Genomic DNA, 13,584 nt, shown 5'->3' with positions numbered 1-13,584 from the left:
CCGCCGCCGACGACATCGCGCCGACTGCGGAGCCGAAATTCGTTATCCGCGTCACGTCCGCCCGTCCGCCACCTCGCTCATTGGCCTTTCAGGCTCCCAATGCGCAGCGAGAAGTCGGCGGCTTTGGGCGGCGGCGAGTCCTCGAACCGCTCGACGTAGTCCCGGGGGTCACGATCGGTGATCGCCAGCCCCTCGGTGGTCGGGTGCTCGGCCATGAACTCGCTGTACTGACGCCCGAGCGCCTCGCGGAGCCCGATCGGAGCGTTGCGGCGAAAGTCCGACAGCCCTTCGCGTTCCTCCTCGCCCATGTGATCGTCGTTGGCCTCCCGGGTGCGCCCGACGGCGGCCCACCACTGGTCGCTGCCCAGCGGGGCGGAGTTGGCGTCGCGTACGCCGTCGCGGATGTCGTTGTGATCGCCGATCGCGTCGAGGGTCTCGCCCTCGGCGTCGTCACCCCCGCGTTTCAGCAACTGCGGGTAGAAGATCTTCTCTTCGATGTAGGCGTGCACGTCGAGTTTGTCGGCGAGCGGACGCCACACTCGGTTGAGCGCGGCCTGGTCGTCGGGGCGCTGGGCTTGGAGATCGTCCAGGCGCGCGAACTGTTCGCGGAACCACTCGTGGTCGGCCAGGATCAACCTGGTGATGTCTGCCATCACAGAGTTCCGCCTCTCTGGATCCCGGTCAGCCGGGGCTTACCCCGCTTATCAGCTGAGGTAACAACTCGACGCGGGATCCGTCAACCGGGTTCGGCCCCTGGTGTCCGACCTGTGACCGTGTTGTTCTGCGCCGCAATGTAATCATCAATTTGACGCGCGCGTAAGCCCTTTGGTGGCCGCGCGCCGTCAGCGGCTCCGCCGGCCCCGCGCCCGTCGGCGCCGTGGCGCTGAACAGGAACTCGCCGGGAGAGCGGGGTTATCCGGGCGGATACACTGAGGCGGTCAGTCCGGCGATCAGCTTTGATCGCGCCCGTCAAACCAATAAGAGTCAGTCAGAGGTTGTGCCTTGTCCGAAAAACCCGGCGATGCCGTCAGCTTGGAACCGCATTTCGAGGACGTACAAGCGCACTACGACCTGTCCGACGAATTCTTCGCGCTCTTCCTAGACCCGACGCGGACCTATAGCTGCGCTTATTTCGAGCGTGACGATATGACGCTGGAGGAGGCGCAGTACGCCAAGGTCGACCTCTCGCTGGGCAAGCTTGGGCTGCAGCCGGGCATGACGCTGCTCGACATCGGGTGTGGGTGGGGCACGACGATCGTCCGCGGCCTGGAGAACTACGACGTCAACGTCGTCGGCCTCACGCTGAGCCGCAATCAGCAGGCACACGTGCAGCGCCGCCTGGACAGCCATCCTTCGCAGCGGTCGAAGCGGGTGCTGCTGCAGGGCTGGGAGCAGTTCGACGAGAAGGTCGACCGGATCGTGTCGATCGGCGCCTTCGAGCACTTCGGGCGTGACCGCTACGACGAGTTCTTCAAAAAGGCCTACGAGGCGCTGCCGGCCGACGGCGTCATGATGCTGCACACCATCATCAAGCCGAGCGACGAGGAATTCGCGGAGCGCGGCCTGCCCATCACCATGACCAAGCTGCGCTTTATGAAATTCATCATGGACGAGATCTTCCCGGGCGGAGACCTGCCGCAGGCCAAGGGCGTCGTGGAGCACGCCGAGCGTGCCGGCTTCGGTGTGAAGCTGATTCAGCCGCTGCGCCTGCACTATGCCCGCACCCTCGACACCTGGTCGGCGGCGCTCGAGGCGCGCCGGGACGAGGCCATCGCGATTCAGTCCGAAGAGGTCTACGACCGGTACATGAAGTACCTGACCGGATGCGCGGACCTGTTCCGCGAGGGCTACACCGACGTCGCGCAGTTCACCCTGACCAAGGGCTGACACGCGAGCTTTTCACGCTGAAAGCTCTGCGGGTGAAGGGGTTTCGGTCTGCACGCCGGTGCTCGCTGGTGCGACGCGAAGGTCGTCGCTCCGTCGCACCGAATGCCGCTGTGGCGGTCGACGCCGAGTCGGTGGTGCGCCGCCAACTGTCCATTCTCGGCGTAGATAATTACGAACCGCGGCACCTGGCAGCGTCACTGACTTTCTTGCACCGAACGCGCGAGCGCTTCCCGTGGCACGAGTTGGTCGCGCACTCCGGATCCCTCGACGACCTCGGTGCCCTGCTGGCCGCGCCCGCGGGACCTGCGCCGCGATATTCGATCGCTCCTTGACAAAGGCAGTCACGACAGGTCTGGGTTTACCGCCCCAGATCCGCGGGTAACTCCACGGCAACAACCTGATTCGGTGGGTACCGGTTTCTTCGGTGCAACGCCGCTGGAAGGACCGACCGTGAGCGCCAAACACCGCATGCCGGAGTCACCGGAGCAAAGGCCGACTTCGACCGATCACGGTCGGCGACGCGGCATGTCGGGCGTTGCGAAGGTGTGCGACATCATCTCCGCTTCGCTGTTGTGTGCCGCGTGCGTGACAGCGTTGGTGCTCAACGGAGCCCAGCACGAGAAGCGCAGTGTCGCTGCCAATCTCGAGCCGCCGGCCATCTCGCAGCCGGTGAGCCAGGAGGGCACCGTGGTGGCCGTGTCGGCAGACTCGGTGACCATGCGCGGCGCGGACGGGCGCATCCAGACCTACCGCTTCACCCCGAACACCACCGTCGTCACTCATGGCACGCGTCAACGCGTCACCGCCGCACCGCATTTCACGATCAATGACAAGGTCGTTGTGGTCGGGACGATCGAGGGCGGTACGGCATTGGCCACCGCGGTGGCCTGCCGCGGTGCCGGGCACGGTGAGGGCCCGCCGATGGATTACCTTGACGGCTAGGAAGTCCCAACCGGCGCGGCCTGAGGTTGAATTTCCGAACCCGCGTTTCCCGCAGCCGCCTGCGTCAACCGGGCATCGCTCGCCGCGGAGATGTGAGTTCGGCCTAGTCTGGTAGCGATCCGGACACAGGAGGCGTTATGGGCAAGCACGAAGCAAAGATGATCATCTTGTCGACCGACGACCTGGACGAGTCGATCCGGTTTTACAGCGAGACCTTGGGCATGCCACTGAAGTTTCGCGATGGCGCCCACTTCGCGGCCCTCGACGCGGGGCCGGTCACGCTGGCGCTGGCGACCGCGGTCGACCACCCCATCCCCGGACAGGTCGTGGTCGGCATCAAGACCGCGGATGTCGATGCGGCCGCGAAGGCCGTCGAGGCCAGCGGCGGCGCCATCGTGAAGGGTCCCTATGACGATGCCCATGAACGACGCGCCGTGATCTATGACAACAAGGGCAACGGCTTGGTGTTCTACAAGCCATTGGACCGATAGCAGCCGCGTATTGCGAGAGTGCCGGTGCGCGTTTACTTTCCGGTGCGCTCGCGGTGTTTGCAGCCCGGCCAGCAGCAAGGCCGGCGCTTGCCCTCTTCCAGCTCCTCCTGGGTCCGGCGGATGCGGCGTTCCCGGGTCGCCGGCTGCTTGGCATCCTCGACCCAGCAGATGAACTCGTTTCGGGCCAGCGGCGTGATGTCGCGCCAGGCGGCGAGCGCGGTGGCGTTGCCGATCAGCGACTCGCGCAGGTCGGCAGGCAACTTGTGCACCACGCCGCCGGGCACGCGCTGGCCGCTCATTGGCCGATCAGATGCGCGCTGGCATCGTGTAATTCGTCGCGGCGCAATGTCATCGGGGTGAGAGAGGGGACATCGCCGCCTGCGACCACGGCGCGGGTGATCGGGGTGAGCGCACCGAACAGCGTCTCCACCTCGTCGTCGCTGAGCGCGTCGAGGGCGGACAGGGCCAGTGTGTCGGTCGTCAATTCGATATGGTTCTTCAGTTCACGTCCGGCCGCGGTCAGTGTTCCGTTGTCGTCGAGCAGCCCGCGCGCGGCGAGCCGTTGTTCGTGTTGACGCCAGGATGTCTCGTCATAATCACGGGTCCGGGCGATGTAGTCGCGAGAGACCTTGCCCGCCGCGGCATGTAAGACGTTGGATTCGCGACCGGAGATGCCAGCCGCGGCCAGCACCGCCACGTGCGCATCGCCGCGCTGCTCGCGCAGCAGCGTCGTGGCCTGCCACAGCGCGGACAGCGGGTCGTCCGGCCAGGGCAGCGCCAGGTTCGCGGCGAACAGCGGACGCGCATCGAGCGGAGCATGACGCGCCGCCCGGCCCGCCAGTTCGGCTGCGACGCGGATGTTTTCGTCCGCGTCCAGGCCATAGCGTCGTAGCGCCGCCACCGCGGACTCTTGCCGGGCCTGCAACGCGGCCTGCGGACCCGCGATCTCCCATGCCGCAGGCAGCGCCTTGGCAACCCGCTCGGGTGCGAAGTTGTAGAAGATCGCGCTGACCACCTCGCGGGGCGCCGCGCCCAGCGGTGCCGAGCGGGCGGCGAAATAGCCCATCCAGAAACCCCGGTAGCCCAGCGCGTCCAGCGCCGCCCGCGCCTCAGGCGCGAAATACGTCACCGCGTGCACCGGTTCATAGCGATCGAAGAAGCGTCGGGCCAGGGCCGGTTGTCGTCGCATTCTCGCAGTTAACCACTGGCGCCGGCCGCGACCAAGTACGGACCCGCTGCCCGAAAAGCCCTCAGCCTAGGCTCGAGCAGTGACCATCCCGTATGACCAGCGTTTGCGTGAGCGGATTCGGAACAACCTGGCCGGCCACCACCGCCGCGCGGTAACCGACCCGACCAAGCGGCACGCGGCCGTCGCGCTGGCACTGGTGGATTCGGAGGTGGGGGAGGACCGGGTCGATCCGGTGTCGGTAGACGAGTGGAACGCCGGGCGCCCGCCGCCCGCCGCCCATTTGGACGGCCGCATGGTCGACGTGTCGGGCGGTGCGGCTTTTTTGTTGTGCCGCAGGACATCTCGACTCAGCGCGCATGCGGCGCAGTGGGCACTGCCCGGCGGCCGCCTCGATCCGGGTGAGACGGCGGTCGACGCGGCGCTGCGGGAACTGCATGAGGAGGTCGGCGTCGAGCTGTCCGATTCGACTGTGCTGGGGTTGCTTGACGACTACCCCACCCGGTCCGGGTATGTAATCACCCCGGTGGTCGTCTGGGGAGGGGGGCGGCTCGAGCTTCGACCCGCGCCCGACGAAGTCGTGGCCGCGTACCGGGTGGGGCTGCACCAACTCCAACGCGACGACTCGCCGCGATTCATCACCATCCCGGAGAGCCCGCGGCCGGTCGTGCAGATCCCGCTGGGCAATGACCTCATCCACGCCCCGACCGGCGCTGTGCTGCTGCAATTGCGTTGGCTGGGTCTGGAAGGGCGAGCCGACCCGGTCGATGAGTTGGAACAACCGGTCTTCGCCTGGAAGTAGCTATCGCGCAACGCCTCCTACCGGCGCAGCCGACGTCAGCGTTGGCCCGGCGCCCCGAACAGCGAAGTCGCCAATTCGGTCAGGGATGTGCCCGAGACGTCCCAGGCGCCCGAGGGTGTGGGGTCGACGGGGCGGCTCGGCCCGTATTCCTCTGGCCGCGCGACGAAACCGGTGGCCAAGCCGCTGGTCTGGGCCGCCTCGAGGTCGGAGGGGTGTGCCGCCACCAGCATCACTTCACCGGGTTCCAGACCCAGCAACTGCGCGGGCGTCTGGTACGCACGCGGGTCGGGCTTGAAGGCTTTGCTGACATCGGAACCGAGGACCACGTCCCACGGCAGGCCGGCGTACTTCGCCATGTCGACAAGCAGTCCGGTGTTGCCGTTGGACAGCGGCCCGACGATGACGTGCCGCTTCATGGCCTCGATGCCGTCGACGCTGTCCGGCCACGGTGGCAGCCAGCGCCATGACCGGGCCAGGTCGTCCACCTCCCCGCCGGGCAGCGCCTCGGCGTCGAAGCCGAACTTCTCGAACGATGCGAGCAGGTTCTCCCGATGCAGGACATCGAGCGGCACGAAATCCCTACGGCCCGAGCGGATTTCGGCCATCGACGGGAGGTAGCGGCCGCGCCACTCCAGCGCAAACGCGGCGGGGTCGAGGCTGAGCTGGTGGCGCTGCGCGAAATGCCCGATCGAGGCTGCGATCCCGGAATGCCAGTCGACGACCGTTCCGAAGGTGTCGAACAGCACGGCGCGCACCGCGCGGCCGGTCGAGGGCGAGCGGTAATCGGTCATTTCCACAGGCTAGCGCCGCGGTCGGCGACGCGGTCGGGCGGCGACGCGTAATCGCCCACCGCTAAGGCATCGTGGCGCCGGGGCGCGGCGTACCATATCGTTAGTTCTGCGAACAAAAGTTCGGCGGCTTGATTGATGACTCGATGGGAGGCTGTTGTGGCCCGAAGTGCAGGCGACACCTGGGATATCGTGACGAGCGTCGGCTTCACCGCGTTGGCCGTCTGCGCGGCGCGTGCCCTCGACGCCGCGCTGCATCCGCCCCTGGCGAACGATGCCTTCGCCGCGGCCTTCGTCGTCGCTGCCGGTGAGCCCAATCTGATTGCGGCAGTTGACAACGTGGACATGAGCAGCGCCGCGGCATTCAACGCGCAGTGGGTAGGGGTGCGGACGCGTTTCTTCGATGACTTCTTCGCTGACGCCAGTCGATCCGGACCGCCTCAGGCGGTGATCTTGGCGGCGGGATTGGATTCTCGGGCGTACCGGCTGGAATGGCCCGCCGGGCATACGATCTTCGAAGTCGACCAACCGCGAGTGCTCGAATTCAAGCAGCGGGTCCTCGAGCGACAGGGTGCCATACCGTCGACGCGACGCGTCACCGTCGCCACCGACTTACGCGACGACTGGGCGGGCGAGCTGATTGCGGCGGGATTCGACCCCGGCCAGCCGACGGCATGGGCGCTCGAGGGCTTGCTGCCGTATCTGCCTGGGGCGGCCCAAGATGCGCTGTTCGACAAGTTGCACGAGTTGTCGGCTGTTGGTAGCCACCTGGCCGCCGAGCTCGGACCGGCGCCCGGTGAAGTGCAGGAATTCGCCGACAACGTCCCCACCATCAGCCAGGACACCGGCCAGCCGCCGGTCGCCAACCTGTGGTACGACGATCCGCGAACGGACAGCAAAGACTTTCTGGCCCAGCGTGGTTGGCAGGTCACCGGCGCCGACTTGGCCGACAAGGCCGCCACCGACTATGGACGGCCCTTCCAGGAGCTGCCGGTGGTCTTCGACCGGTTGATGCGCACCAAATTCTTCACCGCGGTCCGCGAAGGCTGACCGACGAACGGTTCTCTGCGGCTGTCACGTGACGGACGCTCGTTGTTCGTCCGTTGGTCACCACGGGGCGGACTGGCTCCGCGAACCTTGACCAACGCATCGGGACGGACGTGCCTCGGCGCCTCGGGAAAGGGCCGCCATGACAGAACACTTGCGTGCTTACAACAGTCTCTAGCAGGTCCGTATTGACTCGTGGTGCCAGCTGGCGGAGGCCGCTGACCGGCTGACCCGCCCGACCACTACCGGAGAGCTCAAGGACAAATGGGCGAGCGCGTTCCGCGGTCACAGCGGAACCGAACCGACGCCGGAAGGAGACGTGCGCCGCGGGTTCTAGCTCTCGTACGACGACACCAACTGCGAATACCTCACCGGTGAGCAGGTCGTGGAAAACTGGATGCGGGCGTCGACGTCGTGTCGGCGACCTACGTGACGCCCTACCCGCCGGGATTTCCGGTGCTGGTGCGAACTCACCGGCGGATAGCGGCCCGGCGCCGTGACCGCGCGGTGCGCGCAGCGCCGGCCGACATTCGACCTTCGACAACGCTCAACGCGCGTTCGGCCCATCGAATGTTCTCCTCTTCGAACGAGATTCCGCGCATCAACGTGAGATACGGGCCGACTCGTTCGGCATCGGCGAGGTATTCCTCTTCGCTACGCCCGTCCAGCATCCGCGTCCGCAACCGTTCGTAGCGTTGCACTTTGGCGCTCGCCCATTCCCGTCGTTCGCGAATGAATTCGCGGACCGCGTCGATGTCTCCGGCGTCCGCGGCCTGGACCTTGACCAAGAGCTCATCACGGATGACCGACGGCTTCGGCGCCTTCGCCGTGAACTGCCGGATCGCGTCACGGCCGGCCTCAGTCAACGAAAACATCCGCTTGTTGGGCCGGCGTTCTTGCTGCACGACCCGGGCCTGGATGAGACCCTGCTCGGCGAGCCGGTCGAGCTCGCGATACAGCTGCTGCGGGGTTGCCGGCCAGAAGTTGGCGACCGAGGCGTCGAAGTCTTTGGCGAGGTCGTATCCGGACGATTCGCCCTCGAGGAGGGCGGCCAACACCGCGTCACGCAGCGACATCGCTCGATGCTACAACATGCGACTAATCAACAAAGTGACTAACCACACTCTGGACTTCCGGTGACGGGCGCCCTAGCGTCGATCCCACCTACTCAACTAGTTGACTATGCGAGGTCGCTGATGCACCCGTTCCGCAAAGCCGTCGAAGAACGCGACGAGAAGGGCATCCAGGCGTTGCTTGCCGACACCGTGGTCTTCACCAGCCCGGTGGCGTTCAAGCCTTACGCCGGCAAGCCGATCACCGCCGCGATCCTGCGCGGCGTATTACGAATCTTCGAGGACTTCCACTACATTCGCGAGATCCACGACCCCAGCGGTCGCGACCACGCCTTCGTGTTCGAGACCGGGATCGCCGGGGTACCGGGGGTGAAGATCACCGGCTGTGACTTCCTGCACTTCGACGGCGACGGTCTCATCGACGACTTCATGGTGATGGTGCGGCCCCTGTCGGGCGCGACGGCGCTGTCCAAGGCGATGGGTGCCCAGTTTGATCGCATCCAACAGGAGGCGCTCGAATTGGCCAATCAATCCGCTACCGCGTAGAAGTAATGACCATGCGGATTGGACTGAGCATCAACTATGCGGGCGGGTTCAAGGACGTGGCCGCCGAAGTGGCCGACCTGGAACGCGCCGGACTGGACATTGTCTTTGTCCCCGAGGCGTATTCGTTCGACGCGGTGAGCGCGCTGGGCTACCTGGCCGCGAGCACCGAACGCGTCGGGTTGGCCTCGGGCATCCTCCAGCTCTACACCCGAACCCCCACCCTCACCGCGATGACCGCGGCCGGCCTGGACTACGTCTCCGACGGCCGGTTCACCCTCGGCCTGGGCGCCTCCGGCCCTCAGGTCATCGAGGGCTTCCATGGCGTTCCCTACGATGCCCCGATCGGCCGGACCCGTGAGGTCATCGACATCTGCCGCCAGGTATGGCGGCGCGAGACCGTGCAACACCAGGGCAAGCACTACACGATCCCGCTGCCCGCCGATCAGGGCACCGGGCTCGGTAAGCCGCTCAAGCTGATCAATCAGCCCGTCCGCGAGCGCATTCCGGTACTGGTAGCCGCGCTGGGGCCCAAGAATGTCGAACTGGCGGCCGAGATCGCCGAGGGCTGGCAGCCGATCTTCTATCTGCCGGAAAAGGCGCAGGACGTGTGGGGGGATGCTCTGGCCGCCGGCAGGGCCAAGCGGGACCCCGACCTGGGTGAGCTCGACATCTACGCCGGCCCTGTGCTGGCGATCGGTGAAAACGTCGAGCCGCTAAGGGAATTCGTCAAACCGCACCTGGCGCTGTACATCGGTGGGATGGGCGCCAAGGGGAAGAATTTCTACCACGCCCTGGCCACGAAATACGGTTACGGCCCCGAAGCGGACCGGATTCAAGAGCTCTACCTGGCCGGCGACAAAGACGGCGCCGCCAAGGTCGTGCCCGACGATCTGGTGCGAGACGTCAACCTGATCGGTACCCGCGAATTCGTCAAGGAACGCCTGGCGGCGTTCCGTGAGGCGGGGGTGACCACCCTCAACGTGGCGCCCATCGCATCCACGACGGCTGAGCGGATCAAGCTGATCGAGACGCTGCGCCAATTGGTTTGATCGCCACCGCCGAGCCCGGCCGATCAGTCCTGCCGGTGACTGTCCCGTCGTAACCGCACCGCTCTGGCGACCGCCGTCACCGAGGCCAGCACCGCCATCACCGACAGGATCACCACCGAGGTCGCGGACCCGACGGTGGCCAGGACCAGCGGCAGCGCGAAGCCGACGTACGTGACGACGTAGAAGACTCCGGTGAGTGCGCCGCGGAGGCGCGGCGGCGCGGCGGCCTCCAGGTCGATCAGCCCTTCGCGCAAGCACAGACCCGATGCGCAGCCGAGGACAAGCAATAGCGGCAGGCCCAGCGCCGGGGTCAGCGTGGGAGGCGCGATCGCGGCGGTCGCGTAGCCGAGCGCGGCCAGCACCGCACCCGCCGTACCGGCCTGCGGACCCCACCGCAGCACGCGGGCCAGTATTTGAACGACGCCGCTGACACCGTTGACGATCAGGGTGGCGGTGCCAGCCGCCATCGGAGCCGCGAGCGCGGTGTGCAACCGAGTGGGGATGGTGACGAATCCCAGTGTCGCCGAGGCATATACCCACGGGGCGAGCGGCATCGCCCAACTCAAGGCCCTGCTGAATCCGTTGACCGCCGGTGCCGCCCGTTCCGAGTCGTGGTGAGTCGTCATCCCGGTCACGTCGGTGCGCCGGGTCGCGCCGGCGACGGCCAATGCCGCCAGCACGACAATGGCGGCGGCGACACCGAACGACACCCGGATGCCGGATCGTCCGGCCCACACGATGAACCCCCCAGCGAAGGGCCCGAGGGCAAAGCCGGCCGTCAGCACCGCTCCGGCAGTCGCGGCACCCGCAGGGCCTCTCAGATCCGAGGCCCATGCGGTGCACGAGCTGATGGCCAGGCCCACACCGACTCCGACGATCAGGCGACCCACCAGCAGCGCGTCGGTGTGCTGGGACAACAGCATCAGCGCCGTCCCCAGCGAGGCGGCCGACGAACCCGCCAGCGCCACCGGCCGGCGCCCGAGCGCGTCGGACGCGCGTCCGCCGACGAGCAATCCAGGCAGCAGACCCAGCGCGTAAATGCCGAAGATCCCGTCGAGCGTGGCCGTGCTGAGGTGCTCGGTGTCGCTGATCACCGGCATCAACCCGACGAAGTGGTTGGCGACCCAGCCAGTGGCAAGCAGCAGCGCCAAAACGCTGACAAACAACACCTGGGACCCCGCCGCCTCGCGCCTCGACCGGGCACTGTCACGTTGGTCGGTGCGCACATTCGACGAGATCACGGTTCTCCCCCTCTCGAACCCAAAGTGCACAGCCGACCGACGATGGTAGAACGCGATGTCACCTGGGCAGTTATTCCCGCTGGACGCGATCACACCGCCTGAGGCACCGCGACGTCATCTGAATTTCACCGTTCAACGCGCGCCTGCAAACACGGCCGATCCCGCTTCTGATTCCTCTTCGGGGTTTGAAATCAGGCGATTTGGTGTACTGATACCACTACTTGCACCCAGGAAGGCAAATGATGAAGTACATTGCGGCAGCCACGATCGCGATCTCCGTCTTGCTGTCCAGCGCGTGTTCGGCCTCACAGGTCATCAACACCGGCGGCGACACGAAGTGCAAAGATTTCACCACGCAGGACGAGAAGAAGCAGAACGACGAAGTCAGCAAGATGCTCAAAGACAAGAGCGGCGCCGACCCGACCAATGTGGAGATTTCCGCAACGCGGCTCTCGGTGATGACCTACTGCCAGACCCTCGGCAAGCCCGACACCAAGATCTCTGAGGCGCCGCACGGCTGACCGCTGCAAGGCGCGCGACCGGGAACCGGCCGTAGGCATTCACGAACGACACAACCGAAATTCGCGGCGTACGCCGTGACGGTGGTCACCAGTGTGCGACCCGGCCTGCGAATCGACAGTTGGGCCGAGGTCATCGGGGCGGATCAGGGCCGCCATTGAAATCATGAGCACCTGAAACCTTCCGGCCCGATCGGGAGCTTCCTAGGCTGCGCGGGTGATATCGACGAGTCTCGCGCCGGCGCGTGTATCGCTTCGTGGCGTCAACCGCACCTTCGGGACGCATACCGTGCTGCGCGATGTCGACGTCGAGATCGAGCCCGGCGAGGTTGTCGCGTTGCTCGGGTCGTCGGGCAGCGGCAAATCGACGCTGCTGCGACTGATCGCCGGCTTGGACCTGCCCACCGGTGGGCGGATCGAGATCGATGGCGAATCCGTCCGGGGGATCGACCCGCGCTGCGCCGTGGTGTTCCAGGAACCCCGCCTGTTGCCGTGGCGGTCGTTGTCGGCCAACGTCGAATTCGGCTTGACACCGGGCACCGGGCGCTCGAAAGGCTTTGCGGCAGTGCAGCACTGGCTGGATGTTGTCGGCTTGACCAAATTCCGCGATCACTATCCGCGGCAAGTGTCCGGCGGTATGGCGCAACGCGCGGGCCTGGCCCGGGCCCTGGCCCGGCGCCCCAGCGTTCTGCTACTCGACGAGCCGCTGGCAGCCCTCGATGCGTTGACCCGCCTGCGCATGCAGGACCTGCTCGACACGGTGCAGCAAGAGGCCGGCACCACGACGTTGCTGGTGACGCACGACGTGGACGAGGCGGTTATTCTCGCCGACCGGGTGCTGCTCCTGCGCGCCTATGCGAACGGCGGCGCCGGCATCGTCGCGGAATTCGACGTCCCGATTCCCAAGCCACGCGACCGCGGTGACCCGCGTATCACCGCACTGCGCGATCAGCTATTGGACGAACTCGGGGTCCCCCGACGCAGTGGTGCCACCGTGTCGTCCGAGATCGATGAGGAGGCGAAAACGTCGTGAAACGGCGATATCTGAGGACAATGGCGATGACAGCCGCAGTGGTTTCCGCGGCGTCTGCCTGCGGTTCGAGCAACGGCACGGCGACGGCGAAAGACCTCCACCTGGATTACGCCTATTACAACCCGCTGAGCCTGGTCATACGCGATCAGCACCTGCTCGAAAAGCAGGGCTACAACGTCACTTGGCTGCTATCGCAGGGCAGTAACAAAGCCAACGAGGGATTACGGTCAAAGGCGCTGGACTTCGGCTCCACCGGCGGTTCCCCCGCCTTATTGGCGCGGGCCAACGGCACACCGATCAAGACCGTCGACGTATACGCCAAAGGTGAGTGGACGGCGTTGGTTGTCGCCAAGAACTCACCCATCAACTCCGTGGCTGACCTGAGGGGTAAAAAGGTCGCGGTCACCAAGGGGACCGACCCCTACTTCTTCCTGTTGCAATCGCTTGCGACAGCCGGGCTTTCGCCCACTGACGTCGAGATCGTCAATTTGCAGCATTCCGACGGCAAAACCGCCCTGGAGCGCGGCGATGTCGACGCGTGGTCCGGGTTGGACCCGTTCATGGCGGAGACGATTCAGCAACAGGGCTCCCGCATCATTTATCGCAACCCCGACTTCAATTCCGGCGGTGTGTTGAACGTGCGCGAGGACTTCATCACCGCCCATCCCGATTCCGTCCAGTCGGTGGTCAATACCTACGAGGAGGCCCGGAAGTGGGCAACGAAGCACCCGGCCGAGCTGGCGGCATTGCTGGCCTCGCAGGCGAAGGTAGCGCCGAGCGTGGCGCAAGAGGAGTTGGGCCGAACGGCATTGGACATCTCGCCGGTGCCGGACGATTCGCTGCGCGCGGTGCTGACCAGGGTCGTGCCGCTGGCCGTGGCGGACGGCGATATCAAATCCGACGACGCCGGCCGCAGCGCACTGAGCGCACTGTTCGAGCCGAAGTACGCTCAGCAAGCACACTGACGCCGAAGCCCGGGCG

17 protein-coding genes are annotated in these 13,584 nt (G+C 66.1%); 11 read left to right on the top strand and 6 right to left on the bottom strand.

Translation table 11 applies throughout. The features are described 5' to 3' along the window. Positions 1 to 77: 77 nt before the first annotated feature. Positions 78 to 653, bottom strand: coding sequence for a hemerythrin domain-containing protein (locus ACZYVJ_RS14330; RefSeq protein WP_463831613.1), 576 nt, complete (start codon positions 651 to 653; stop codon positions 78 to 80). A 349-nt stretch (positions 654 to 1,002) separates the two neighbouring features. Between ACZYVJ_RS14330 and ACZYVJ_RS14325 the strand changes: the two genes are divergently transcribed. From ACZYVJ_RS14325 to ACZYVJ_RS14310, 4 genes are all read left to right on the top strand, one after another. Then, positions 1,003 to 1,887 (top strand): cyclopropane mycolic acid synthase family methyltransferase, encoded by an 885-nt coding sequence (locus ACZYVJ_RS14325; RefSeq protein WP_463831611.1) that lies wholly within the window; start codon positions 1,003 to 1,005, stop codon positions 1,885 to 1,887. Between the two features lie 110 nt (positions 1,888 to 1,997). Beyond that, entirely contained in the window at positions 1,998 to 2,219 is a 222-nt protein-coding gene (locus tag ACZYVJ_RS14320) for a hypothetical protein (protein WP_463831610.1), read from the top strand. Between the two features lie 193 nt (positions 2,220 to 2,412). Continuing rightward, entirely contained in the window at positions 2,413 to 2,829 is a 417-nt protein-coding gene (locus ACZYVJ_RS14315) for a hypothetical protein (RefSeq protein WP_463831608.1), read from the top strand. A gap of 137 nt (positions 2,830 to 2,966) precedes the next feature. Continuing rightward, positions 2,967 to 3,320 carry a VOC family protein gene (locus ACZYVJ_RS14310; RefSeq protein ID WP_463831607.1) on the top strand — a complete coding sequence of 118 codons (354 nt, stop codon included), beginning with the start codon at positions 2,967 to 2,969 and terminating at the stop codon, positions 3,318 to 3,320. 32 nt (positions 3,321 to 3,352) lie between these two features. On the opposite strand, the gene ACZYVJ_RS14305 is transcribed toward ACZYVJ_RS14310, so the two are convergent. Further along, a complete protein-coding gene (locus ACZYVJ_RS14305) occupies positions 3,353 to 3,619 on the bottom strand; it encodes a YdeI/OmpD-associated family protein (protein ID WP_064878559.1) in 267 nt (88 codons plus the stop codon). Beyond that, entirely contained in the window at positions 3,616 to 4,509 is an 894-nt protein-coding gene (locus ACZYVJ_RS14300) for an SCO6745 family protein (RefSeq protein ID WP_463831606.1), read from the bottom strand. The genes ACZYVJ_RS14305 and ACZYVJ_RS14300 overlap by 4 nt, the downstream gene beginning before the upstream one ends. Positions 4,510 to 4,588: 79 nt before the next feature. Here ACZYVJ_RS14300 and ACZYVJ_RS14295 point away from each other — a divergent pair, with 79 nt between their 5' ends. Further along, positions 4,589 to 5,308 carry an NUDIX hydrolase gene (locus ACZYVJ_RS14295; RefSeq protein WP_463831605.1) on the top strand — a complete coding sequence of 240 codons (720 nt, stop codon included), beginning with the start codon at positions 4,589 to 4,591 and terminating at the stop codon, positions 5,306 to 5,308. A gap of 35 nt (positions 5,309 to 5,343) precedes the next feature. Here ACZYVJ_RS14295 and ACZYVJ_RS14290 read toward each other — a convergent pair whose 3' ends face one another. Next, complete coding sequence (locus ACZYVJ_RS14290; RefSeq protein WP_463831604.1) at positions 5,344 to 6,099, bottom strand: haloacid dehalogenase type II; 756 nt, start codon at positions 6,097 to 6,099, stop codon at positions 5,344 to 5,346. 156 nt (positions 6,100 to 6,255) lie between these two features. On the opposite strand from ACZYVJ_RS14290, the gene ACZYVJ_RS14285 reads away from it, so the two are divergent. Next, a complete protein-coding gene (locus ACZYVJ_RS14285) occupies positions 6,256 to 7,146 on the top strand; it encodes an SAM-dependent methyltransferase (protein ID WP_463831603.1) in 891 nt (296 codons plus the stop codon). A 467-nt stretch (positions 7,147 to 7,613) separates the two neighbouring features. On the opposite strand, the gene ACZYVJ_RS14280 is transcribed toward ACZYVJ_RS14285, so the two are convergent. Continuing rightward, complete coding sequence (locus tag ACZYVJ_RS14280; protein WP_463831602.1) at positions 7,614 to 8,219, bottom strand: PadR family transcriptional regulator; 606 nt, start codon at positions 8,217 to 8,219, stop codon at positions 7,614 to 7,616. Between the two features lie 120 nt (positions 8,220 to 8,339). Between ACZYVJ_RS14280 and ACZYVJ_RS14275 the strand changes: the two genes are divergently transcribed. Both ACZYVJ_RS14275 and ACZYVJ_RS14270 read left to right on the top strand, forming a co-directional pair. Then, positions 8,340 to 8,762 (top strand): nuclear transport factor 2 family protein, encoded by a 423-nt coding sequence (locus ACZYVJ_RS14275; protein ID WP_463831601.1) that lies wholly within the window; start codon positions 8,340 to 8,342, stop codon positions 8,760 to 8,762. Positions 8,763 to 8,773: 11 nt separating this feature from the next. Beyond that, on the top strand, positions 8,774 to 9,811 hold the full coding sequence (locus ACZYVJ_RS14270) for an LLM class F420-dependent oxidoreductase (RefSeq protein WP_463831600.1): 1,038 nt from the start codon (positions 8,774 to 8,776) through the stop codon (positions 9,809 to 9,811). Between the two features lie 23 nt (positions 9,812 to 9,834). Here the strand turns inward: ACZYVJ_RS14270 and ACZYVJ_RS14265 are convergent, their stop codons facing one another. After that, positions 9,835 to 11,052 carry an MFS transporter gene (locus ACZYVJ_RS14265; RefSeq protein ID WP_463831599.1) on the bottom strand — a complete coding sequence of 406 codons (1,218 nt, stop codon included), beginning with the start codon at positions 11,050 to 11,052 and terminating at the stop codon, positions 9,835 to 9,837. Positions 11,053 to 11,291: 239 nt separating this feature from the next. Here ACZYVJ_RS14265 and ACZYVJ_RS14260 point away from each other — a divergent pair, with 239 nt between their 5' ends. The 3 genes from ACZYVJ_RS14260 to ACZYVJ_RS14250 all read left to right on the top strand — a co-directional run bounded on the left by ACZYVJ_RS14260 (position 11,292) and on the right by ACZYVJ_RS14250 (position 13,568). Then, complete coding sequence (locus tag ACZYVJ_RS14260; protein ID WP_463831598.1) at positions 11,292 to 11,573, top strand: hypothetical protein; 282 nt, start codon at positions 11,292 to 11,294, stop codon at positions 11,571 to 11,573. 214 nt (positions 11,574 to 11,787) lie between these two features. Then, positions 11,788 to 12,603 (top strand): ABC transporter ATP-binding protein, encoded by an 816-nt coding sequence (locus ACZYVJ_RS14255; RefSeq protein ID WP_463831597.1) that lies wholly within the window; start codon positions 11,788 to 11,790, stop codon positions 12,601 to 12,603. 20 nt (positions 12,604 to 12,623) lie between these two features. Beyond that, positions 12,624 to 13,568, top strand: a complete 945-nt coding sequence (locus ACZYVJ_RS14250; RefSeq protein ID WP_463831596.1) for an aliphatic sulfonate ABC transporter substrate-binding protein — start codon at positions 12,624 to 12,626, stop codon at positions 13,566 to 13,568. Positions 13,569 to 13,584: the final 16 nt, after the last annotated feature.

The sequence above is a fragment of the Mycobacterium sp. IDUB_3 genome (genome assembly GCF_055419585.1).
The sequence above is the reverse complement of the archived record's forward strand: the minus strand, read 5'-3'. Positions and strand labels throughout refer to the sequence as shown.

Excerpts from the sequence above, each read along its gene's own strand:
- ACZYVJ_RS14250 (WP_463831596.1), top strand. The coding sequence starts at position 12,624 with ATGGCGATGACAGCCGCAGTGGTTTCCGCGGCGTCTGCCTGCGGTTCG.
- ACZYVJ_RS14275 (WP_463831601.1), top strand. The coding sequence starts at position 8,340 with ATGCACCCGTTCCGCAAAGCCGTCGAAGAACGCGACGAGAAGGGCATC.
- ACZYVJ_RS14260 (WP_463831598.1), top strand. The coding sequence starts at position 11,292 with ATGATGAAGTACATTGCGGCAGCCACGATCGCGATCTCCGTCTTGCTG.
- ACZYVJ_RS14270 (WP_463831600.1), top strand. The coding sequence starts at position 8,774 with ATGCGGATTGGACTGAGCATCAACTATGCGGGCGGGTTCAAGGACGTG.
- ACZYVJ_RS14315 (WP_463831608.1), top strand. The coding sequence starts at position 2,413 with ATGTCGGGCGTTGCGAAGGTGTGCGACATCATCTCCGCTTCGCTGTTG.
- ACZYVJ_RS14300 (WP_463831606.1), bottom strand. The coding sequence starts at position 4,509 with ATGCGACGACAACCGGCCCTGGCCCGACGCTTCTTCGATCGCTATGAA.
- ACZYVJ_RS14280 (WP_463831602.1), bottom strand. The coding sequence starts at position 8,219 with ATGTCGCTGCGTGACGCGGTGTTGGCCGCCCTCCTCGAGGGCGAATCG.
- ACZYVJ_RS14330 (WP_463831613.1), bottom strand. The coding sequence starts at position 653 with ATGGCAGACATCACCAGGTTGATCCTGGCCGACCACGAGTGGTTCCGC.
- ACZYVJ_RS14290 (WP_463831604.1), bottom strand. The coding sequence starts at position 6,099 with ATGACCGATTACCGCTCGCCCTCGACCGGCCGCGCGGTGCGCGCCGTG.
- ACZYVJ_RS14310 (WP_463831607.1), top strand. The coding sequence starts at position 2,967 with ATGGGCAAGCACGAAGCAAAGATGATCATCTTGTCGACCGACGACCTG.
- ACZYVJ_RS14305 (WP_064878559.1), bottom strand. The coding sequence starts at position 3,619 with ATGAGCGGCCAGCGCGTGCCCGGCGGCGTGGTGCACAAGTTGCCTGCC.